This window comes from Paenibacillus nitricinens, from assembly GCF_052056485.1.
Lineage (GTDB): Bacteria > Bacillota > Bacilli > Paenibacillales > Paenibacillaceae > Paenibacillus_AQ > Paenibacillus_AQ nitricinens.
The window spans coordinates 6,676,203-6,698,955 of record NZ_CP183948.1 but is presented as its reverse complement, the minus strand read 5'-3'; the positions used below and the strand labels follow the sequence as shown (position 1 = coordinate 6,698,955).

Genomic DNA, 22,753 nt, shown 5'->3' with positions numbered 1-22,753 from the left:
ATGAAGATTAAAGCCTATAAAGCTTGCTTAAGCATACAAAATGTTATCTTTTCATCCGTTACTAAATATTTTAACTATTGGTATATTGATTTGTAAGTGCTTACATAAATCAGAACGCGCACATATGCATCTAAAAATTTAGAATGGAAGGTGATCAGAACGTGAGAGTTAATCAAAAGGGTATCTCTGCATTTTTAGCGGTGTTGTTGCTGCTAAGTTCATTCTCATTCAACATGAGGAGTGCTTTGGCTGCAGATTCGAACAGTTCTTTAATAGTAAATGGCGGTTTCGAGGACAATTTCTGGGAAGATGGATCATGGAGTGTCGATGCGGCAGATTGGGATCAGGTAGAAATTAAGCATTTTGCATATGCCGATGATACTTGGCTAAATCCAGCTGAAGGTGCTCATGCTTTTAAATATTGGATTAACAAAGTTGCTACTGGAAACCAGACCATCTCGCTTAAGCAGACCATAACGAACCTGCCTGCGGGAAGTTATGAGCTCTCAGTTAAGTCGATGGGCGGTACTGACAATGAAACGGGGAATGTTGAATTGTTTGCGGGTGACGAGAAGGCATCCGCTGTGGCTACCACTGGCTATAATGCTTGGGGAACACTCAACCTGAAATTTATCCTGAAGCAGGCTACTCCGAGTCTTGAGGTCGGTGCGAATATAAGCGGCGCTCCAAGCGCATATGGATTTTTGGACAGCTTTGAGTTGAAACAATTGAGTACGGATACGACCCTACCGGTGCCGGCAGATATTTTTGTGAAGAAGGTGGAAGGACTTCAGCCTGATTTTATTAAGGGCGTGGACATCTCCAGTATTATTTCTTTAGAGAATAGCGGAGTCAAATTTTATAATGAAGGCGGAGCTGAGCAGGATATATTTCAAACCGTACATGAAGCCGGGGTTAATTACGTTCGGGTACGGATATGGAATAATCCTTTTGATACAGCTGGAAAAGGTTATGGTGGGGGCAATAATGATCTGGCAACCGCGATTGAAATTGGTAAAAGGGCGACCGCAAACGGCATGAAGTTGCTAGTGGACTTCCATTATTCCGACTTTTGGGCCGATCCGGCCAAGCAGCATACGCCGAAGGCATGGGCCAATTTGAGTTTTGAAGATAAGAAGACTGCACTTTACGAATATACCAAAGTAAGTCTGCAAGCCCTGCTTAATGCAGGAATTGATATTGGTATGGTTCAGGTAGGCAATGAAACGAATGGACAATTCGTTGGTGAATCTAATTGGACGAAGATGAGCCAATTGTTCAATGAGGGAAGTAAAGCCATTCGGGAGATCAATCCGAATATTCTGGTTGCTCTGCATTTTACAAATCCGGAGTCGGCAGGCAGATATGCCACTATAGCGAAGAATTTGCAAGATAACAATGTAGACTATGATGTGTTTGCAAGTTCTTATTATCCATTCTGGCACGGTACATTAAGCAATTTGACAGCTGTGTTGAAGCAAGTGGCTGATACTTATGGAAAAAAAGTAATGGTAGCAGAAACCTCTTACGCGTATACCGCTGAGGATGGGGATGGACACGGAAATACAGCACCGCAAAGCTCAGGTCAAACCTTAAACTATCCTATAAGCGTTCAAGGTCAGGCCACTTCGGTTAGAGATGTAATTGCAGCGGTTGCGAATGTGGGTAAAGCGGGAATTGGCGTGTTTTATTGGGAGCCTGCATGGCTTCCGGTAGGTTCGAAAGACAATCTGGAGCAGAATAAGTTGATTTGGGAACAGTACGGTTCCGGTTGGGCATCTAGCTACGCGAAGGAATATGACCCTGATGATGCAGGGGAATGGTATGGCGGAAGTGCCGTTGATAACCAGGCTTTGTTTGATTTTAACGGACATCCGCTTGCCTCGCTGAATGTGTTCAAATATGTGAATACAGGCGCAGTGGCCCCTATTGCTGTAGATGAAATTAAGGATGTTTCGATAACGGCGATTGCTGGGGAGCCAATTCATCTGCCAACAGAGGTAAGTGTTACTTACAATGATGGAAGTTCCGGCAAGATGTCAGTCGTTTGGGATCAAGTTGCGCTTGAGCAAGCCATTAGTAAGGGCGCGGGCAGCTATGTGATCGGTGGAACGGTGGAAGGCGGTCAGGTGGTAAAGGCTTTTCTAGTTATTAAAAAAGAGAACTTTATCGTCAACGCAGGCTTTGAAAATAGTGATAGAAGCATGTGGAAAATCACCTATGCTGACGTTAATGCTCCACATACAGACTACCAAAATAAAGTTACTGATGCCAAAACAGGCAACTATTCACTACATTTCTACTCTGCAAAAGCAGTGGATTTTAGAGTAGAGCAGACTATTTCTGGTCTGAAGCCGGGATATTATAATCTTTCGATGTTTATTCAAGGGGGAGATGCTGCCAACCCCAATATGAATCTATTTGCTGTAACGGATGGTAAGGAAGTGAAAGTAAACACCGGTGTGAAAGGATGGGCACAGTGGAATAATTCTGAGATCCAGGATATTCTCGTTACCGATGGAACCCTTACAATCGGAGCTAATATCAAAGCAGATGGCGGCGCATGGGGATCGATTGATGATTTCTATCTAAGCTTTGTCAAAGGTATTGAGGAATCTGCTATTGTTGATACGAATGCAGAAGTAAAAAATATCACATCTATGACAGCTACGGTTGGAGGAAACATCACTTCGGACGGTGGTGCTACGGTTACAGAGCGCGGAATGGTATATTCTACTAGTGCCAATCCGACAATTGAGGATGGTAAGGCTATAGCTGAATCAGGTGGAACAGGAGCCTTTTTAGTAAGTCTTACAGGACTTCAGTCTGGATCTACCTATCATGTACGTGCCTATGCTGTGAATGGAGTCGGAGTAAGCTACGGACAAGAGATTACGTTTACAACATTAAGTTCCAGTGCAAGCTTGAACAGCTTGAATTTGAGTGGGATAATATTGGATCAAACAGTGAGCGGAAGTGTATACGATTATACAGCGAATGTACCGTATTCCTTATCTAACTTCACAGTAACGGCAACGGCCAGTGATGCGGTTTATGGCACCTTGACAGCGAATATGTACAATAGTGCCAATACGCTTGTGGCGGGTCCGATAAGTTTGGCAAGTGGGGCTACCAGCATAGAGCTTCCTCTTGAAGTCGGTAGTAATAAATTGGAGTTATTCGTAATTGCCCAAGATGGTACAGGTACGAGATATACAGCAATGATAACGAGAGCTGTGCAAGATAACGGTTCTGATGGCAATGGAAACGGTGGTAATGATGGTGGTAGTACCTCTAATCTATTACTTCCGGTTATCTCCTCCAATGGGAAACTGACGCTTCCTGCAGGTCAAGCGGGCGAAGTCAGACTGGATAATGGGCTTGTTATTTCTATTCCAGCTAATGCTTCAGGCAAGCAGTTGGTATTAACGATTGAGAAAGTGCTCCAAACAGAGAGTCTTCTCAGCAATCATGAGATTTTCGTAAGCCCGATCTATGAAGTTCTAAAAAACTTCGCGGAGAACTTTAGTAAACCAGTCACGATAACCTTTGTGTTCGATTCAGGACAAGTGAAGAGCGGTCAAACTGTAGCGATCTTTTATTATGATGAAGTGAAGAAGAGCTGGGTGAAAGTTAATGGCGGCAAAATAGATGGAAATCGTATTGCTGCAGATGTGGAGCACTTTACGAAGTTTGCTGTACTCGTAGTGGATCAAGCGACTGGATTACCGGTAACAAATGCTTCTACTGAACCGACAACAGAGGCTCAATTTAGCGATATCTCGGGACATTGGGCACAGGCTAATATTAAGAAAGCGGTGAGCGAAGGGATCGTCAAGGGTTATACCGACGGAACGTTCAAACCGAATGATGCGGTGACACGCGCTGAATTTGCGGTGATGCTGATGAATGCGCTGAAGCCTACTGGAAACGGTGTGGAACTGGGCTTCACAGATACAATCCCTGCTTGGGCCGAGAAGTCCATTGCACAAGCCTTAGAGGCGAAGATTATACGCGGCTACGAGGATGTTACCTTCCGTCCGGCAGAGAGCATAACACGTGCAGAGCTTGCGGTAATGATCGCTAGAGCAGCAGGAGTAGATTTAACAACGGCGGCATCAACAGGTTTTGCTGATGATAGCCAAATTCCTGCATGGGCAAAGGATGCGGTTGCAGCCGTTAAGAAATCAGGCATTGTGAGCGGACGTAACGGCAATGTATTTGCACCAAATGAGACAGCAACAAGAGCAGAGGCAGTGACCATCATCATGAATTTATTGCAAACTAAATAGTAAGCTTACTTGAGTAAGAAAATAGACCGTCCGAGGGACGGTCTATTTTCTATGTACGCCCAAGCTAGGCATTCAAAAAAGAAGAACCAGCAGAGTCTGCTGGTTCTTCTAACTTATATATATAATTTGCATGCAAGAAAAGTTCATGATATTATAAGATAATCACTGTTTATTTCGCTTTTTTTGAGCACAAATGTAACATCTTATCTACACTATTATAATACCATGTGGATTAACAGTTTGTCAAATTTTAATTTTTGCTTCTTTATAACAAGACTGAAAAGGAGCGTGTTCGTGAAGATGGTAAACGTAATGGATTGGCAGCAAGAACAAGATCGGCTTGATTTGGTTACGGAAAAGCTGCGATCAAGAATCGCAGCACTAGAACCAGAAGTGACTGGGTTACGTGATCAAGTGGTGGACATTCGCAAGCGGTTTTGGGAAGAAGTCACGGTCAATACGAGCACCGATGAAGATTTCGAAGAGACCTTCTACAGTATAAAGCAGCAAGAAGCGTTGTTATCCGAGCGGGAGCGCAGCCACCGGCAACGGGTGCAGCGTTTTAAGAATATGCAACGGCTACTGCCGTCTCCCTATTTTGGACGAATGGATTTTCAAGAAGACGGTTTGAGCTTGAGTGAGAAAATTTATATCGGAGTGGCTTCTTTCGTTGATGCAGACGGTGTGGACTTTCTGGTGTATGACTGGCGAACGCCTATTGCAAGCATGTACTATGATCATTCCCCAGGGCCATCTACTTACGAAACGCCGGGAGGACAGATTACTGGTAAGATGATGCTGAAGCGACAATATCAGATCCGTTCCGGTCAGCTCCAGAATGTTTTCGATACGAGCTTAACGATCGGGGACGAATTGCTGCAGCAGGTGCTTGGTAAAGGCGCAGATTCACAAATGAAGAGCATTGTGGCGACCATCCAGAAGGAACAGAACGCCATCATCCGTAATGACAAAAGCCGTATGCTTATTGTGCAAGGAGCGGCTGGCAGCGGCAAAACGTCCGCAGCGCTGCAACGGGTAGCCTATTTATTATACAAACACCGCGATAGGCTCAAGGCGGATCAGATCGTTCTTTTTTCGCCAAATCCGATGTTTAACAGTTATGTATCGACGGTGCTTCCTGAGCTCGGCGAAGAGAATATGCAGCAAACGACCTTTCAGGAGTACCTTGCCTATTGGCTCGGATCCACGATGAATTTAGAGGGCCCCTTCGAGCAGATTGAATATGTACTGACATCACAATCCTCACAGGGGTATGAAGCACGGTTAACGGGGATGCAATATAAGGCTTCTGAGGCTTTCCTGCATGCTCTTCAAAGCTACGCTTTATGGTTAGGCAAAGATGGAATGCTGTTCCACAGTATCCGTTTCCGGGACCGCGAGTTGATTACTGCGGAGCAAATGAAGTCGCAATTTTATAGCTATGACAGCTCTATACGATTGGCTAATCGCGTCGCTTTACTACGTGAGTGGCTGCTGCGTGAGTTGACTAAGCTACAGCGTCAGGAAATGGAGGCACCCTGGGTTCAAGATGAGGTCGATTACCTCGACAATGATCAATATGCCGAAGCATACAGTGAGGTGCTTAAGAAGTACCGGCGAGAAGAGGCTGTCTTCGATTTTACGGAGCAGTATCTTGAAATCTATGGCGATTTTCGTACTCAGAAGGACGGGGAAGAGAATGTCTTTGATTTTAGTTCGCAGGAAGATGAGCTGCTGCGGGGCATGATCGTGAAGGAGCACTTCAAACCGCTGAGACGGGATGTCAAACGGTTAAAATTCATAGATATGATGGGATTATACGAGCAGTTATTTAGGGATGAAGCCACTTATCGGAATATGACGGGTGAGACCGAAGTACCTGATCAATGGCCAGAAATCTGTATGCAAACGAAAGAAAAGTTGAGCCATACCGAACTTTTTTATGAGGATGAGACCCCATTCCTTTATTTAAAAGAGCTTATCGAGGGTTCACGCACGAATACAATGGTGCGGCATTTATTTATTGATGAAGGACAGGATTATTCGCCGTTCCAATTCGCGTTTCTCAAGCAACTCTTTCCCCGCGCCAGCATGACAGTACTCGGCGATTTCAGTCAAGCGATATTCCCGCAAGCGACGAATTTGCAAGAGGTGGATTCTCCTTTGATCCGGCTTTATGGTGAAGAGGAAACGAACCTATTTCGTTTAATCCGAAGCTATCGTTCGACTCGTGAGATTGTGGAGTTTACGATGGCGCTGCTACCTAATGAAGAGATCGTACCTTTTGATAGGGGAGGCAAGAAGCCGCACCTATTGAAGGCTAGCAATGATGTGGAGCGGGCGGTGCGGATAAAAGAGGATCTTGCGGCGCTTATGGCTGAAGGTCTAGACTCCATCGCCATTATTACTAAGACTGCTGCGGAAAGCCGCGAAGCCTATGAAGCATTGCTTGCACAGGGGGGCGAGAATCTGCGGCTTATTACGAAGGAGACGCTCACCTTTGAGAAGGGAACGCTAATTATCCCTGCGTACCTTGCTAAGGGCGTAGAATTCGACGCCGTGCTAATTTACGATGCTTCTACGCAGACTTATCATCGGGAGAGTGAACGTAAACTCTTTTATACAGCTTGTACACGCGCGATGCATCGGCTTCTACTGTACACGACAGGCGATTGGTCGTACTTTATTCAAGCCTTGGATGCATCTTTGTATGAAGTAGTGTAATTAGACATATCAAAATCAACTTCTTCAAGAAATTCGATAACTTCCCCATTGGGGCTGTGAACGATCGCGTTCTTGATCAGAAGAGGCGGTTCACCAAGGGAAAGCGAATCTGGTTCTATAAAAGCCTTTGCTCCATGAGCAAGGGCTTTTTGGTATATCTCATCCACATTGTCTACGTAAAAAGCAAAATGTAGTAACGCTCCGTGTGCTACTTCCTCTTCAGACAAGGCTTTTTTCCCTTGGGCGGCAATGACTGCATCGTTATCAAAAATCTCTAAGCAAGTTCTTTGATCAGGTGAAATAAGCATCGAAGCTTCTTTGATTTGAAAGGAGGGCAGACTCCAATGATGACCTAACTTGAACCCTAAAACGTCGATATAAAATGAAATTGTTGCTTTATAATCTTTGGCTTGAATCGCTATATGTGCAAGGCCTTTTACGCTCATCTTTAATCGCTCCTATATCTAATGTACTATTTATTATAGTTGGATTAAAATAGGAGATACATATATAAGATAAGTGTTTTATACTGACATGGTTATTGAATATAAGGTATTTTAGACGAAAGAGTTTATTTTATTAAATAACGTTAGGAGGCGCTTGATATGGAGCATCTTATGGATGATATTGATAAAAAGATTATGCAATTATTACAGTACAATGCCCGAATGCCCATTTCACAAATCAGTAAAGAGGTTTCGATGTCACAACCATCCGTTAAAGAAAGAATCATTAAGTTGGAGGAAAGGAACATCATATCGGGGTATCATACAGCTTTTAAATTGCGGGATCTGAACCGGGGTACGACTACTTTTATTCTAATTAAAACAGAACATTGCCAAGAGCTCACCGATTTTTGTAACAATGCTATGGAAGTTACCGATTTGTTCCGCATTAGTGGAGAATATAATTATCTCATTAAGGTACAGACCTCAACGATTGAGGCGCTTGCTGAATTTCAAGATCACCTTATAAAGTTCGGGCCTTCCAAATCGCATATTAGCTTGAAAAATATTTTGGAGAACAGAGTGCTACTCTAAAGCAAAGTTTCCAAATACAAGATATAGTAACCGCTTTCTTTTCGTTGTAGAATGGGTCGAAATAGCAGTCGTATGGATACGTATATAAGGGAGCATGCGCATGGAGAGAAAACTGTCTAGTAAAAAGTATATTCCATTCACATACAAGATGATGATTCCGTATCTCATTCTTGTATTGCTGACAGATATGCTGGTAGGCTATATAGCCTATACAATGCTCGTAGAGTCCAGGACTGAAATGGCGGAAACGAATGTCCGGACCGCATTAAAGCAGACGAGGAACAACATCGAATACCAGACAGATGAAATCAAACGTATGACCAACTCGCTGTTTCTAAATACGAATTTTCAGAATGCCCTTCAGTTCAGGGGAGATCCTTTGGAAAATATGCTCAAAATGAGAGATGATATCGTTCCTTATATGAAAGCCCCTCTGCAATTGTATGGGAACAAGCTGAGACTTGCTCTTTTTACCGTCAATGAGACGATGCTTGAAATTACCGGGGATGATATGTCGACACCCATCGGTCGAAGTGATTATTATGTTCTTTCTGATCAGGTGATCGAGAATACGGAGTGGTTTAAGTCGATTGTTACGAATAATCAAGACAGTTTGTGGCTTCAAGCGGATACCGACCGGGAGCTGGGTAATATTTCATATTTCCGCAAGCTTGTTTCTTCCAAGGCAGCACCTGCTATTATCGGATATATTCGCGTTACGGCGAGGATTGATGAGCTATTTGGTAATTTTGATACTTTTCCGATTGAACAGGGGATTGAACTTCGTCTGTTGGATAGGGCTACAGGAATGACTTTGTATGAGCAAGGTGCTGCTGCTGAAGATACGAAACAAGATGCTTATTTAGTTATTGGTGAAGATATTCCGGTATCAAGCTATGTCATTGAGGCGCGCGTACCTCACTCTTATTTGAACAAAGATGCTAGTAGAATGCGGAAGGTGATTAGTACCGTTTGTTCCATCAGTTTTTTGGTGATGGCTATGATCGGTTTTCTAGTCGCACGTATATCTGGCAAGAAGATCAAGCGGATTGTGTATTTGGTCCGATCGTTTCAGGAGGGTAATTTTTATAAAAGAATCGGATTTCCGGGGAACGATGAATTTGTCTATATCGCTAATAGCTTCAACCAAATGGCGACCAGCATTCAGGAACTCATCCGGAACGTTTATGTGCAGGGCATTCAGAAAAAGCAAGCGGAGCTGGATGTGCTTCAAGCCCAGATCAGTCCGCATTTCCTGTACAATACGCTGTCGACCATCGGCAGTCTGGCCAATATGGGGGAAGTGGAGAAGGTTACGCAGATGGTGCAAGGCCTCTCCAAGTTTTATCGACTCACATTAAACGACGGGCATGTATATATTTCTCTTGAAAATGAGCTGGAGCAGGTGAGGATGTATCTGGAAATTCAGAGAGTGAAGTATGCGGACGCCTTTGAGGTTTATTATGATGTCGATCCGGAAATTTTACAGGTACCTATTATTAAGCTGATTTTGCAGCCATTTGTGGAGAATATATTCAAGCACGCCTGGTTCGGGGAGACCATTGCGATTCGTATTACTGGAAAGCGGCTGGGTGACCGCATCGAACTCAAGGTCATTGATAACGGGATCGGCATGCGGCCGGAGACACTTCAAAACATGCGATCAAGCGCATATCAACCAGGCAGCTACGGTCTGAGAAATGTGGAAGAACGAATTAAACTGCGATACGGGAGCGATTTCGGCATTCAAATCGGCAGCTATTTTGGAGCGGGAACGACAGTTCAAATTATTTTACCGGTGGAAAATGCAGAAATCAGGGAAGTGATGGGGGAGTGAGGAGTATGGCAATGGAGATCAATGTTCTGCTGGTGGATGATGAAGTAATCGATTTGGAATGGCTTAGACGGCGTGTAGCCGGCAGTGATCATTTGTCTTTGCATAGCGTGAGAACGGCAACGAGCGGGTTTGCCGCTCTGAAAATGATGGAGCAGCATCCTATTGATATCATTCTTTCTGATATCGGCATGCCGATTATGTCGGGCGTGGAATTTGCGCGGAAAGCGAAGGAGATTAACCCTGAGGTCCATATTCTTTTTATTAGCGGACACCAGGATTTCAATTATGCCAAGGAAGCGATTCAATTGAATGCATACAGTTATCTGCTTAAGCCTGTGGATGATGACGAGCTGAACGAGACGCTGACCGAACTCTGCGCCAAGATTGAGAAGGAGAGGACGCAGCGTACTTCCTTGTCGGAAACGCTGACGCTTGTTAATCAGGAGCTACTGCTGCGTTGGTTTAACGAGGCGGCACCGGGACAGGTTGAAACGCACATTCACAACGTCCTCACGCCATACTTACAAGGTGCATCGGCGGTTGCCATCATTGAGATCGACGACATGGCGCGAAAAATCCAAACCTGGACGGAAGAAGAGCGGAGTTTATGGAGCAGCACTGCCAATCAGTTTATCCGAAAGTTTGCTCAGGATCAAAATTTGGGCATGGTAATTACGACCTATGACGATCACTTTGTGATCCTTGCTGCGGTTCAGGAACAATATTTTACAGCTTTGCTGGAAGAGTTGATTCGGGCGTTCTATCAGGAGTTCTCCTGTTCGATTACGATCGGAAGAGGAATGTACACAACCGACCCGGTCAAGCTACATGATTCCTATCGGCAGGCGCAGGCCGCTTTAAGCATTAAATGGATCGTAGGGAAGAATAGGTTAATCCAAGATGCCTCGGAATGGTCTCCAAAGGAAAAGATGGCTTCGGACTTAGAGGTTATTGTGGATCGTATGCTTAAAGCTATGCTCGACTACGACCTTACCACTATTGATGATTGCTTGCTTCAACTATTTGCCGGAGACAGCCCGATCTCCCAGAAAAACGACATCTACGATATCATTATCCGGATCACCTCTAAGCTTCATGCTGATCTGCAGCAAATGAATGAGCATTTGTACGAGATTTTGAATTGGGATTCGCATCATCCTTTTGTACTGTTTCAGTTCGAAACGGTGCATGATATCCTATCGTGGCTGAGAAGAAGATTCTTTGAACTGTCTGAGCTGCTTTATTTGAAACGCCAAAGGCAAAAACGTAAGTTAATTGATGAAATCACGGAGTATGTGAAAGAAAGATTAGATCAAAAAATAACGCTAAACGAGGTCGCCGCACATTTCGACTTTACCCCTAACTATCTGGGGCATCTGTTCAAGGTCGAAACCAATAGTCTCTTCAGCGATTTTCTAAGTGAATTACGTATGAAGCGGGTATGCGAGCTACTCGAGGATCCAACAAAAAAAGTATATGAGATTGCGGAACAAGCCGGATATAAGAACATTATTTATTTCAATAGGCAGTTCAAGCAATATATGGGCATGTCGCCCGGCGAGTACCGGAAGAAAAATAAAATCTGAATCGATTGCTTATTGAGGAGGCTCGTGTTCTATATGGAACAGGGTCTTCTTTTTTATCGAAATTGTTTATGAATCGTTGAATTAGTATTATGTTTAGTTGTTTCGCTGAATTATCTCACCGCCGCCGTCCTTTTATAATGAGAGATATAGAGAAGAAAGGGGTGCAAAGATGAAAGGGCATACATTTTGGAGCGATTTAAAAAACTATAGGGTTCTGTTGCTGATGCTGGCTCCGGCGGTTGCTTTTTTTCTTTTGTTTGCCTATGTCCCAATGGCGGGCATTATTATTGCCTTCAAGCATTATGATTACGCGGGCGGTATTTTTGGAAGTGCCTGGAACGGGCTCGATAACTTCCGATTTTTCTTTGAATCAGGAGATGCCTGGCGGGTAACACGGAATACAGCATTGTACAATATTGCATTCATCGTTGTAAATAACGCTTTGCAAATTTTTGCAGCCATTATGTTGTTTGAGGTCGGTGGCAAATGGTTCCGCAAAATTACGCAATCGGCGTTGTTCCTTCCCTATTTTATTTCATGGGTAGTTGTCGGCGCGATTGCCTATAACCTGCTCAATTATGATATTGGTACTGTGAACGCACTCCTTAGAGGACTCGGGCTAGAACCTATTGATATTTACAATACGCCTGCCTACTGGCCGTATATCCTGGTTCTCGTGTCCGCCTGGAAAGGCCTTGGATACGGAACGGTAATGTACTTGGCTGCGATTACGGGCATAGATACTGAACAGTATGAGGCGGCTGAAATCGATGGCGCCAATATTTTTCAGCGGATCCGGAAAGTGACGATTCCAAATCTTTACCCGACGATTATTATTTTGGTGCTGCTGGCGGTCGGGAATATTTTCCGCGGTGATTTCGGGATGTTCTATAACATGATCGGCAATAATGGCTTGTTGTTCTCTTCGACGGATGTTATCGATACCTTCGTCTTCCGATCGCTGATTACTTCGAATGATATCGGCATGTCGGCTGCAGCTGGCGTTTTCCAGTCCGTTCTTGGCTTCGCAACGATCATGACTGTGAACTATGCTGTTCGTAAATACGATAAAGACCGCGCCTTATTCTAACCGCATCAGAGGTACAGTTTTCATAATGGAGGTAACGATATGAAGCAGCTCGATCGTAAAATATTCTCGGGTATTGGTTATGTATCCCTAATCGTTCTCGCAATTTTATGTATATTCCCGTTTGTACTTGTCGTCTCTTCATCACTGACGGAAGAGTCAAAAATATTAACAGAGGGCTATCAATTTATACCTACGGCCTTCTCAACAGAAGCCTACAGGATTTTGTTTAAGTATCCCGACCAGATGATTCAAGCCTATATGGTGACCATAGGCGTTACTATAATAGGCACATTGCTTGGCTTGTTTCTGACTTCGATGACGGCTTATGCGCTATCCAGAAAAGATTTTAAATGGCGTAATAAATTTTCGTTCTTCTTTTTCTTTACAACTTTATTTAACGGCGGTCTGGTTCCATGGTATCTGCTTATGGTCAATTACCTCCATATCAAAGATACACTGATGGCTTTAGTGATTCCGATGATGCTCAACGTCTTTTACATTATTGTTATGAAGTCGTTTATGGGCAGCATTCCGGAAGCAATAGTAGAATCGGCTAAAATTGACGGTGCAGGCGATTTTAAGATTTACGCCCGTTTAATCCTGCCTCTCTCTAAGCCGGCCCTAGCTACAATTGGTTTGTTTCTGGCTCTTGCCTATTGGAACGACTGGTACAATGCACTTCTATTTATTTCCGATGAGAAGCTGATGCCGCTTCAATATTATTTGTACAAAATGCTTGGTAATATGGACGGCATGCGAAAAGCCATGATGGGTGCAGGAGCAGTCGTAACCACATCGATTCCAAGCGAGAGCTTGAAGATGGCAATGACGGTTGTAGCTACAGGTCCGATTCTGCTCGCTTATCCATTCGTTCAGAGATATTTCGTTCAAGGCTTGACGATTGGCGCTGTGAAAGGATGAACCCGGGGAAATCCGGTTTATCAATATAATGAATACAAGGGGGAAGGCTTGAAATGCTGAGAAAAAATAGATTCATTATGCTCGCACTCGTTTTAACCTTCGTAATGATCTTGAGCGCATGTGGTGGTGGCAACAACAACGCCAATACACCGGCTAAGGCTACCAATAATGCCGCTGAGGTAACAAGTGAGCCTACCGAAACAGCGAGTGCAACGAATGCAGCCGAAACTTCAGATACCATAGACACCTCTAAAGAAGTAAAGCTGAAAATGATCTTCGTTGGGCCTAAACCGATAGACTATGATAGTGTTTTTGCTGAAATTAACAAGAAACTGAAAGAAAAAGTTAATGCGACCCTTGAGGGAGAGTTCTTGGACTGGTCTGACTGGGCTCAAAAATATCCTCTGAAGCTGGCGGCAAATGAAGATTTTGACCTCATCTATTCGGCAAACTGGGCTGGTTATAATGACCAGGCGCTGAAAGGCGGATTTCTAGAATTAACCGACGAGCTGCTTACCAAATATATGCCGCAAACTAAGGAAGCTATGTCAGATGTGAGCTGGGATCAGGCAAAAGTAAACGGTAAGCTGTATATGGTTCCGCAAAACAGAGGAGAGTCTGTTGAAAAGCTGATTCTATATCGTGAAGATTTGCGCAAGAAATACAATCTTCCTGAAATCAACAGCCCGGAAGCATATGCTACCTATTTGAAGACGATAGCTGAGAAGGAAAAAGGAATTACCCCTTTCACTCCGGAAACAGGAGACTGGAAGTATCATAACTTGGACCGTGTATTACTGAAGCAGCAAAACGAATGGAATATGTTTGACCTGGATCTTCCGTTTGCCTTCAAATTGACCGATGAAACAGGCAAAGTCTTTAACGTCTATGAAACGCAAGAGTTCAAGGATCTACTCGTGTATTACAAAGATCTCGCTGATAACAATGCCTGGTCGAAAAACGTTCTGAACAGCAAAAATGATCATCAGGCGGATTTTAAAGCAGGCAAAACGGCCTCGATTACGCATAATAACGGAACACTTGGAGCACTCATGGCCTTGATGCGCCAAGAAAATTCTCCTTATGAAGTGGCGTTGGCTGATATTAACCAAGGGAAGAAAAAATCAGTGGCGATTTCTACACAAAACGGTACGTCGATTCATGCGACTTCCAAAAATGTAGAACGTTCCTTGATGCTGATTGATCTGATGCAGAATGATAAAGAACTGCACGACCTGATAATGTACGGAATTAGTGGCGTGCACTATGAACCGGTTGGCGACACCAAATATAAAGCACTCGACAAAAATCCAAACTTTACTGGATTCTCTAATTGGAACTTCAACTCACCACTCAACCTTGATAATGAAGCATTCCCTCAAGAAGCTAACGATCTGGCTAAGGGATGGGAAGCTAACGTCTACCACTATGCCCTTGAAACCTTTGTATTCGACAATAGCAAAGTGAAGACGGAAATTGCCAATGTGGGCAATGTAATGCTCCGCTATGCCATTCCGCTCGAGTACGGCGTAATTAAAGATATCGACAAAGGCCTTGCAGATTTGAACAAACAGCTGAAATCAGCTGGCATTGATAAAATCCAGGCTGAGCTGCAAGCGCAAATCGATGCTTTCTTAGCGAACAAGTAATATACAGGATAAGGGAGGCCCAACAGTCATGAAATGACTGTTGGGCCTCCCTGTTGTGGGGATCGTCCGAATAGGAGGTCGCTATCGGACACAGGATTTATCTTTAAATTTACATCAAATTATCAAATTAACGGAAGTTTAGCACCCTCTTGGAAATAATCGGAGCAAATTAACAGGGGTGGAGGTTCCGATTTCCGGGCATGTTACTTAAAACATGTTTAGGAGGGGATAAGGGATGTCCAGAAGAAACAGGAAATATGCAGTGCCGGGAGTTAATCGCGGAATGCAAATGTTTAAAGCCGAGGTGATGCGCCGCGAGGGTTATGATGTAGATCCGGAGCGGCCTGATGATGTGAAATACGAAGTCGCAAAAGAACTTGGTGTCCCATTGGAGCGCGGTGAAAATGGACATTTGAGTACAGAATCAGTGGGGCAGATTGGCGGAAAAATTGGTGGATCGATGGTCCGCGAGATGATTCGGCTCGCACAGCAGCAATTGGTGGATCAGGAGAGGGAGTAGCATTTTTTCTAAATCATAAAGTTGCAGAAAATGTAGGAGACGGCTTTAGTCCTGAATTACCTGGGACTGAGACCGTTTTCTTTGCGTTTTCCCAAAACAACCTAATTAATGGTAGAATTTTACCGATGTTCCACGGTATAGTGAAGAAGGTTATAACACCATTCAATTCTGTATTGGGAGAGGAATCGTCGGATGAATCAGAGGTATCGTAAACGCAACACAGCTGCTTTCACAGGGGTATCGTATTTTGCATTGGCTGCAGGTCTTTTTCTATTCTGTTTGGGGGTGTACAACGACGATTGGGAATTGAACGTTAAAGGGTATTATTTGCTTTGCATGGTGTTAATTACGATTAGCTGTATCGTTGTGCAAAAGGTTGTTAGAGACAATTCAGAGGATAAGGAAATTAAGCTAGAAAATCCGAAACACAGGATGAGAAATACAGGGGCTTTCACAATTATGGCTTTTGCAGGCTTGGTTATTGGGTATGTAATGTTCTTTATTGGTCTGTACAATGCTCCATTTCAATTGAATGTAAAGGGGTATTATATAGCTGTTATTCTGTTGATTTCATATAGCGCCGTTGGCGTTCAGAAAGTGACGAGAGATAACGCGGAGGATAAAGAGATTCTCGCCGAGCAAGATGCCAGGAGGGACATTCAAGGGTAAAGAGGGACCTAGATAAGGAGCAGTGAAATGAACTTTATAAAAGAAAATCTCTTTTGGCAACATCCAACGAGCACTTTTTCTATTACAGATGACAGGATTGAAATTGTAACTGAGCCTAATACTGATTTTTGGCAACGCACCTATTATGGTTTTAGAAATGATAATGCACCTGCACTACTGATGAAGACGGATGAGAAATATTTTTCTTTTATAGTGAAAACTGTTTTTGACAGCGCTCATAGATTTGATCAGTGTGGAGTAATTATTTATCAGGACAGTGACAATTGGTTCAAGGCATCGATTGAATATGAGAATGAAGAATATCAAAGGTTGGGTAGTGTGGTTACGAATCACGGATATTCGGATTGGGCAACAACAGATATCAATGCAACAATAAAAACAATGTATTACAGATTAAGTCGGCGTGAGAGTGACTTCTGTGTTGAAAATTCTCTTGATGGAATTACATTTAAGCAGATGCGTATTTTTCATTTGTTTGAAGGAAGTGAGCATATCAATTTTGGTTTATATGCTTGTAGCCCAGAGGATTCGTCATTTAAAGCAACATTCACAGAAATAGAAATCACAGAATGCCAGTGGTTGGAACATAAATAAAGTTATGGAACTAAGATTAAGCTAAAGGAGCCTCGTGAATAATGACGAAGCTCCTTTTTATTTTAAAATCTTTGTATGTTAACAAAGTTTTGAATGAACTAACTGGGCTCGCGTAGGCACTCATTTTTTAAATAAGCAGCAAAGCTCTTGATATTCATCCGTATGTGCCGATTATTACCTTCGAGCTTGCTCATCATGATACCGCCCTCCATGATGGAAAGGGAGAAGGTAGCTAGTGCCTCAATATCGAGGTCTGCTTTGAATTCACCACTTTGTACACCCTCAGAAATGATTTTCTTTTTGGATTCTAGTGTGCCTATTAGGGCTTGCTGGGCTTTTTCACGTAAGCCTGGATGACTGTCGTCGCTTTCAATAGCCGTGTTGAGGAGCGGGCACCCCCCAATAAAAGGTGGCGCTTCAACTACTTTCTCGTACACATGTAAATATGCTAACAGCTTGCCAGAGGCCGTTTCTTGCTGACTAATGGCATTAGCTAGTTGGGCCCCCACAATACTACCCGCATAGCTAAAGGCTTCATATGCAATCTCATCTTTACTGGAAAAATGGCGATAAATGCCACCTTTCTTAATGCCTGTCAAATCTGTTATATCAGATAACGAGGAGCCCGAATATCCCTTTTGGTTAAACAGTTCAGCGGCTTTAGCTATGATGTAATTGCGAGTCTTCTCCCCCTTTTCCATTATCATCCTCCGTCCTTAATTGTATATGTACACGTAGTATATCAAATGAAATTATTCTGTTGCAAAAAAAAGCATTTATGCTAATATAAAAGATACCGATCGGTATCTTTTATATTAGACAAGGGTGGAAACCATAATGGAAACGACATGGTTTAAGGAATCCAGGTATGCATGGATTGGATTAGGATCTCTCTGGGTTATTGGATTTATTGGTGCATTGACCCGCTTCAGCTTGTCTTTCTTTCAGGTGCAGATATCGACGGATTTACAGATTAGCAGGGGATTTATCTCAATGGCATGGTCCACCAATTTATTCATCGTAGCCGTATGTGCACCTTTGGGGGGCTGGCTCGTGGATCGGTATGGTACAAAGAAGATACTAATGTTAAGTGCAATTTTGAGTACTTTGGGTACTGGTATTGTCGTGTTAGGTCACCATCCTATTGTCTTTTTTATTGGATACGGTGTTATCTCTGGTTTGGCAGGTATTGGGGCGACGACGAATTATATATTGATGTTTGAATGGTTTAGGCATCATCGGGCTAAAGCAATGGCTTTGCTGGCGAGTGCTTCTTCCGTAGGATTAGCGATTGTTACTCCTATTTTCGTAACCATAGACTGGCTGACTTGGAAGAACGCTTTTATGGCTTCTTTTATCTTAGGTGTTTGTGTGACGCTTCCCGTAATTTGGTTAGGAATTAAGAGTTCACAACCGAAAAATACGGAGAGGGCTCCTTCGGATCGTTCAATAGAAGTCGATGGTCAAGATACATTATCTAGCGTAATTGCACCGTCTAAAAGATTTATCTCTTTTCCTATCTTTGTCGTGGTCGCGATTGCGCTGTTCACCTGCGGTATCAATATGGGATCCGTCGAGATGAATTTGGTAGCCATACATCAGTTGGCAGATGTATCACCAAGCATGATCGCCCTATCTATGAGCATACTTGGAATTATGGAAATCACGGGGGCGCTTATTTGCGGCTATTTTCTGGACCGATACAATAAATTAATGATGATGTCTCTATTGTATGGCATACGTATTGTAGGTTTTGCTTTCCTCTTTATGCATTTAGGAAGTTCACCAATTCTTTTTGCTATAGCGTTCGGAATTACCTACTTAAGCGCATTACCAGGTGGAATGCTTGTTATTAATGAGATTGCAAAGGGTAAAGGAAAACAAACCGGTGTTCTACTTCTCATACACCAGGGCGGCGGTATAGTAGGTGCATTAATTGGAGGCCTGTCCTTCGATTATTTTGGGGATTATCAGAACTTGATTGTTGTTGATGTTATAATCTGTATTCTCGTAACGATAGGGTACTTCGGATTATTCACGACACATAGAAGGAAGATTCGGATTGATAATAAGAAGGTGCATGCATAATTGGCCACCTGATCCTTCATATTATTGAGGGTACTCATCTAAGAACAAAGGAGAATACACTTTGCAGCAGCAACTACAGCCAGGAAGCATGACAATAGGGGGACAGCAGCTAGACCACGGCGCCCATGAAATGTTCGATGTGCACGAGGTATTGTCCTGCCAGATCAATGTACTGGACCAGTTTATGATGTTCAGAACTTTTGTACAGGATCAAGAGCTTTTGTCTATTTTGGATCGGCAGTACAATTTCATGCTGGATCAGTACAACTTGACCTGCCAATGCTTTAAGACAGGGCAAAAGCCAAGCCAGGAAACGGCTACCTATCTTATCCCGAATATGACACAGCCAGTTTACGGCCTCCAACCTGCCCAGCCGAAGAAGCCTAACCAATCACTGGAAGAGGTGAAAGATGCGGGCGTCAGCGGGTATATGCTGGGTCTAATCAAATCCCATGCCTCACTGCTGGCCATGTCTTCTCCCGAAGTGACGAACCCAGCGCTGCGCCGGGTGCTGGCTTCACAGGTGCAGCATTTTATTGAAATGGGATATGAGTTGTTCCTTTATCAGAACAAACATGCCTACTATCAGGTTCCGCAGCTTCAGGTTTCAGTAATACAGCAGATGCTGGATGCCTATGTTCCCGCTGCCGGTTCCCCTCAGATGCCCGTAAATAACTAGGCACTGACCAATTCTAACCGTAGAAGACCCGACTCGTTTGTTGTTGAACAGGAAGTCGGGTCTTCTTTTGTCTGCCTAAGCCTATACCAGAATAAAATAGCTCCCGAAAACGCATAGTAACACCAGACGGGGGGATATACATATGGGTACTCCAACTGGCAAGCTACCTTGGTGGCAGCTTACTCTGTTTGGTGTAGGCTGCACAATTGGCACGGGATTTTTTCTTGGTTCCAGCATCGCTATCCGTAAAAGCGGATTATTGGTGTTGGTTATTTTTGTGTTAGCGGCTGTGGCAACTCTGTTCGTCTATGAGGCGCTGGCCCAAATGACTATGCAGGATCCTCAAAAGGGTTCTTTCCGTAGTTATGCTAAGGCGGCTTTTGGACGTTGGGCCGGATTTGGCATGGGCTGGATCTATTGGTGTTCAGAAATTTTAATACTTGGCAGTACTTTGACTGCTTTGGGACTGTTCTCGCGGGTATGGTTTGCGAGTTGGCCGCTTTGGGTTTTTACCGCAATTTATGCCGTGCTGGGTCTGCTGGTAATTATTCTAGGTAGCCAGGGGATTAACAAAGCGGAAAATGTATTCGCCATGATCAAAATCGCCGCGGTACTGATGTTCATCGTGGTCGCCGTGGTTGCCCTTTTGAGAGGGAGGGGGAATTGGGATACGGTTCACAGTTCGGCAGCATGGTTGAACAAAGGATGGATGGGCGCTTGGAAAGGGTTACTTTATGCGTTCTATGCTTTTGGGGGTATTGAGGTTATGGGCTTTATGGCGATGGACTTACGCGACCCAAAAGAAGCTCCGAAAGCAGGCAGGTTTATGCTGTTGGGCGTGACCCTGCTGTATGTACTGTCGATAGGACTCGCCCTATTATTCGTGAGCCCTGAGAAAGTGAGACCTGATCAAAGCTCAATTATTGCTGCACTTGAAGCGATGGAACTACCTATTCTTGTATACGTGCTGAACGGGGTAATGATCGTGGCCGGGTTCTCTATCCTAGTGGCTTCATTGTATGCGGTCTCGACTATGCTGGTGACCTTGGCCGAGGATAAAGATGCCCCTTCTTGGTTGGCGGTGACAAAAGGAAAAAGAAAGATGCCGCTCTACGCGCTTGGTATCAATATGCTGGGCCTTTGCGTGACAATTGTACTGAGCTTGTTTCTGCCAAAGCAAATTTTTGAGCATATCACTACAGCTGCCGGTCTAGTTATTTTGTACACATGGCTATTTATCCTTGCCTCTTTCCTTAAGCTATTGAAACCAAAGATGGGCGGTTGGATTAGATCCATGGTTGCTATGGCGCTGATCATTGCTGCCGTGGCAGGTACACTTTTTGAAAAAGGGGGCCGTCCCGGCTTCTGGTCCAGCCTTCTGATCATCTGTGTCGTTGCTTTGATTACCTGGTTTAGGGAGCACCTCTTGAAAAAACGCGAACAAACCTCATAAGCGCTTAAGAGTGAAATTTAATTCCTATAGCTTTGAACTTGTTCTTCATATAAGTATATGGACATTTAGACGGCGCACTTTCGTCATCCCGCAGAAAATATTGCTTCCATTCCAAATTGCTCTCCTGCCCATACCATTGAAGGGAAGGATGCGCAGGTATACTATCATAGTCTGCGAGCTTCTTGCGGATCTGCTTTTTCATATTTCGACCAAATGCGGTAGAATCGTTAATATTCTCGAATACCCAACGCGGCTGAAAGGCAATCACAAAATAAGGGGTATGGCGGCTTCTTCGCAGCTCATGTGCCGGGGTTGCGCAGAACGCAAAATACGGATGCCCATCATAGCAGAACTCCCACGAAGGATGTGCGGGATCGGTAGAAATTTCATCCGGCCAGGGCACCGTATCCACCGCACTGACGCGGCCCAGAATGGACCAGAACAAATTCTCATATTCCTCGATGGAGTAGCCTTCTGCCAGATCTGCCGGAGTTTCAAAAAACAGGACAAGGGAGGCATATTTACCGGTATCCCGCGAGCATTGGCCATATTGGCGAAGTAAATGAGCGACTTCCGTAGTCGAGTCTTCGTTTCGTGGATCAGCAACGAAACCAAAGCGTAAATTATTGGATAGAAACCCCTGCCGTCCCGGGATACAGGGATATTTGCCTTCAGGATCTGCAATCATAGATGTAAATTGACGAAAAGCATCCTGCTGCCAGTACGGCAGCTCAGCCAGATGTTCATCCAGCCAGACCTTTGTGTTCAAATGGGCCATCCAAAAACACCCTCCTCGTTAAGTTCAAAACATCCTATGCGAAGGGAGGGAGATAGGTGAAGGCCTAGGAAATCTCTTGCTGGTTGAACCTATTAGCCAAACAACTGTATAAATGCCTGAGAGCCGAAGTAGATGCCAAAACCAAGAAGGCAAATCCCCGCGGCAAGGGAAATGAACCGGAGCATAGAAGGGCCGGTGAACCGATGAAAGAAGCTAGACAGCATCGCCATCACCACATCCCAGAGTAGGATGCCGACAAAAATACCCATGCTGTTCCACAGCACCTGATCGAAATGTTGATTTTCTATGCTTTTGGCCAGAATGGAGCCGTAAATGCCTAACCAGAACAGAATGCTGAGTGGGTTCATCAGTGCCATTAGAAATCCAGAACGGAAGGCGCTAGTGCCGGTCTGTGCACCACGCGAGGCGGATCCAGGCACGGCATTGATATTTTTCAAAGTGTCAATTCCGGTATACAGGAGAACGAAGCTGCCGAATGTCCATAGGAAGGTTTTCATAAACGGGGTATTCAGAAAGTGAGCTAGTCCAAAGTAAATGAGTAGCATATACACTAAATCCGCACACATGGCCCCCAGTCCAATCATCCAGGATTGGAAAAATCCCATCCGCGCTCCCCGGTCAAGCTGGGCTGCATTGATGGGACCAATAGGTGCAGATAAAGAGATGCCGAGTACTATATAGGTGATAAAGCTATTCATGGTCATCGCTCCTTGAATGAGATGTTAACTTGTACAAGTTATTCTATTCAAGAAGTGGGCCGGTTAGAAGACGAGCCTGGTGGGCGCTATTCT

18 protein-coding genes and 1 pseudogene are annotated in these 22,753 nt (G+C 44.1%); 15 read left to right on the top strand and 4 right to left on the bottom strand.

All coding sequences use genetic code 11. From position 1 onward, the window contains the following. Positions 1-233 precede the first annotated feature (233 nt). The gene (locus ACN6KS_RS29810) at positions 234-4,292 is read left to right on the top strand and encodes a glycosyl hydrolase 53 family protein (RefSeq protein ID WP_440962465.1); all 4,059 of its coding nucleotides are present in this window, start codon (positions 234-236) and stop codon (positions 4,290-4,292) included. A gap of 300 nt (positions 4,293-4,592) precedes the next feature. Continuing rightward, entirely contained in the window at positions 4,593-7,016 is a 2,424-nt protein-coding gene (gene helD / locus ACN6KS_RS29805) for an RNA polymerase recycling motor HelD (RefSeq protein WP_440962464.1), read from the top strand. On the opposite strand, the gene ACN6KS_RS29800 is transcribed toward helD, so the two are convergent. Continuing rightward, complete coding sequence (locus ACN6KS_RS29800; RefSeq protein WP_094868475.1) at positions 6,980-7,462, bottom strand: VOC family protein; 483 nt, start codon at positions 7,460-7,462, stop codon at positions 6,980-6,982. The genes helD and ACN6KS_RS29800 overlap by 37 nt on opposite strands. Positions 7,463-7,621: 159 nt before the next feature. Between ACN6KS_RS29800 and ACN6KS_RS29795 the strand changes: the two genes are divergently transcribed. The 10 genes and pseudogenes from ACN6KS_RS29795 (at position 7,622) to ACN6KS_RS29750 (ending at position 16,943) form a co-directional block, all read left to right on the top strand. Beyond that, on the top strand, positions 7,622-8,056 hold the full coding sequence (locus ACN6KS_RS29795) for an Lrp/AsnC family transcriptional regulator (RefSeq protein ID WP_440961052.1): 435 nt from the start codon (positions 7,622-7,624) through the stop codon (positions 8,054-8,056). Between the two features lie 100 nt (positions 8,057-8,156). Continuing rightward, positions 8,157-9,893: a sensor histidine kinase gene (locus tag ACN6KS_RS29790; protein ID WP_341136002.1), complete on the top strand. Its 1,737-nt coding sequence runs from the start codon at positions 8,157-8,159 to the stop codon at positions 9,891-9,893. 11 nt (positions 9,894-9,904) lie between these two features. Further along, positions 9,905-11,479, top strand: coding sequence for a response regulator (locus ACN6KS_RS29785; protein ID WP_094868503.1), 1,575 nt, complete (start codon positions 9,905-9,907; stop codon positions 11,477-11,479). A 169-nt stretch (positions 11,480-11,648) separates the two neighbouring features. Further along, the gene (locus ACN6KS_RS29780; RefSeq protein WP_094868472.1) at positions 11,649-12,569 is read left to right on the top strand and encodes an ABC transporter permease; all 921 of its coding nucleotides are present in this window, start codon (positions 11,649-11,651) and stop codon (positions 12,567-12,569) included. 39 nt (positions 12,570-12,608) lie between these two features. Next, positions 12,609-13,490 carry a carbohydrate ABC transporter permease gene (locus tag ACN6KS_RS29775; protein WP_440961051.1) on the top strand — a complete coding sequence of 294 codons (882 nt, stop codon included), beginning with the start codon at positions 12,609-12,611 and terminating at the stop codon, positions 13,488-13,490. A gap of 53 nt (positions 13,491-13,543) precedes the next feature. Continuing rightward, positions 13,544-15,139 (top strand): ABC transporter substrate-binding protein, encoded by a 1,596-nt coding sequence (locus ACN6KS_RS29770; protein ID WP_440961050.1) that lies wholly within the window; start codon positions 13,544-13,546, stop codon positions 15,137-15,139. A gap of 235 nt (positions 15,140-15,374) precedes the next feature. Next, positions 15,375-15,659 carry an alpha/beta-type small acid-soluble spore protein gene (locus ACN6KS_RS29765; RefSeq protein ID WP_440961049.1) on the top strand — a complete coding sequence of 95 codons (285 nt, stop codon included), beginning with the start codon at positions 15,375-15,377 and terminating at the stop codon, positions 15,657-15,659. 192 nt (positions 15,660-15,851) lie between these two features. Then, a pseudogene (locus ACN6KS_RS29760) lies at positions 15,852-16,034 on the top strand (YiaA/YiaB family inner membrane protein); the annotation flags it as partial. Positions 16,035-16,091: 57 nt separating this feature from the next. Next, positions 16,092-16,328 carry a YiaA/YiaB family inner membrane protein gene (locus tag ACN6KS_RS29755; RefSeq protein ID WP_306035596.1) on the top strand — a complete coding sequence of 79 codons (237 nt, stop codon included), beginning with the start codon at positions 16,092-16,094 and terminating at the stop codon, positions 16,326-16,328. A gap of 27 nt (positions 16,329-16,355) precedes the next feature. Next, positions 16,356-16,943 carry a DUF1349 domain-containing protein gene (locus ACN6KS_RS29750; protein WP_440961048.1) on the top strand — a complete coding sequence of 196 codons (588 nt, stop codon included), beginning with the start codon at positions 16,356-16,358 and terminating at the stop codon, positions 16,941-16,943. A gap of 98 nt (positions 16,944-17,041) precedes the next feature. Here ACN6KS_RS29750 and ACN6KS_RS29745 read toward each other — a convergent pair whose 3' ends face one another. Next, complete coding sequence (locus tag ACN6KS_RS29745) at positions 17,042-17,644, bottom strand: TetR/AcrR family transcriptional regulator (protein WP_440961047.1); 603 nt, start codon at positions 17,642-17,644, stop codon at positions 17,042-17,044. A 136-nt stretch (positions 17,645-17,780) separates the two neighbouring features. Between ACN6KS_RS29745 and ACN6KS_RS29740 the strand changes: the two genes are divergently transcribed. The 3 genes from ACN6KS_RS29740 to ACN6KS_RS29730 all read left to right on the top strand — a co-directional run bounded on the left by ACN6KS_RS29740 (position 17,781) and on the right by ACN6KS_RS29730 (position 21,163). After that, complete coding sequence (locus ACN6KS_RS29740) at positions 17,781-19,031, top strand: MFS transporter (protein WP_094868468.1); 1,251 nt, start codon at positions 17,781-17,783, stop codon at positions 19,029-19,031. 88 nt (positions 19,032-19,119) lie between these two features. Further along, positions 19,120-19,710: a spore coat protein gene (locus tag ACN6KS_RS29735; RefSeq protein ID WP_094868502.1), complete on the top strand. Its 591-nt coding sequence runs from the start codon at positions 19,120-19,122 to the stop codon at positions 19,708-19,710. Positions 19,711-19,852: 142 nt separating this feature from the next. Further along, positions 19,853-21,163, top strand: a complete 1,311-nt coding sequence (locus tag ACN6KS_RS29730; protein ID WP_440961046.1) for an amino acid permease — start codon at positions 19,853-19,855, stop codon at positions 21,161-21,163. Between the two features lie 4 nt (positions 21,164-21,167). Here the strand turns inward: ACN6KS_RS29730 and ACN6KS_RS29725 are convergent, their stop codons facing one another. Next, positions 21,168-21,941: a YqcI/YcgG family protein gene (locus ACN6KS_RS29725; protein WP_094875310.1), complete on the bottom strand. Its 774-nt coding sequence runs from the start codon at positions 21,939-21,941 to the stop codon at positions 21,168-21,170. Between the two features lie 92 nt (positions 21,942-22,033). Beyond that, entirely contained in the window at positions 22,034-22,660 is a 627-nt protein-coding gene (locus ACN6KS_RS29720; RefSeq protein ID WP_094868465.1) for a LysE family transporter, read from the bottom strand. Positions 22,661-22,753 lie beyond the last annotated feature (93 nt).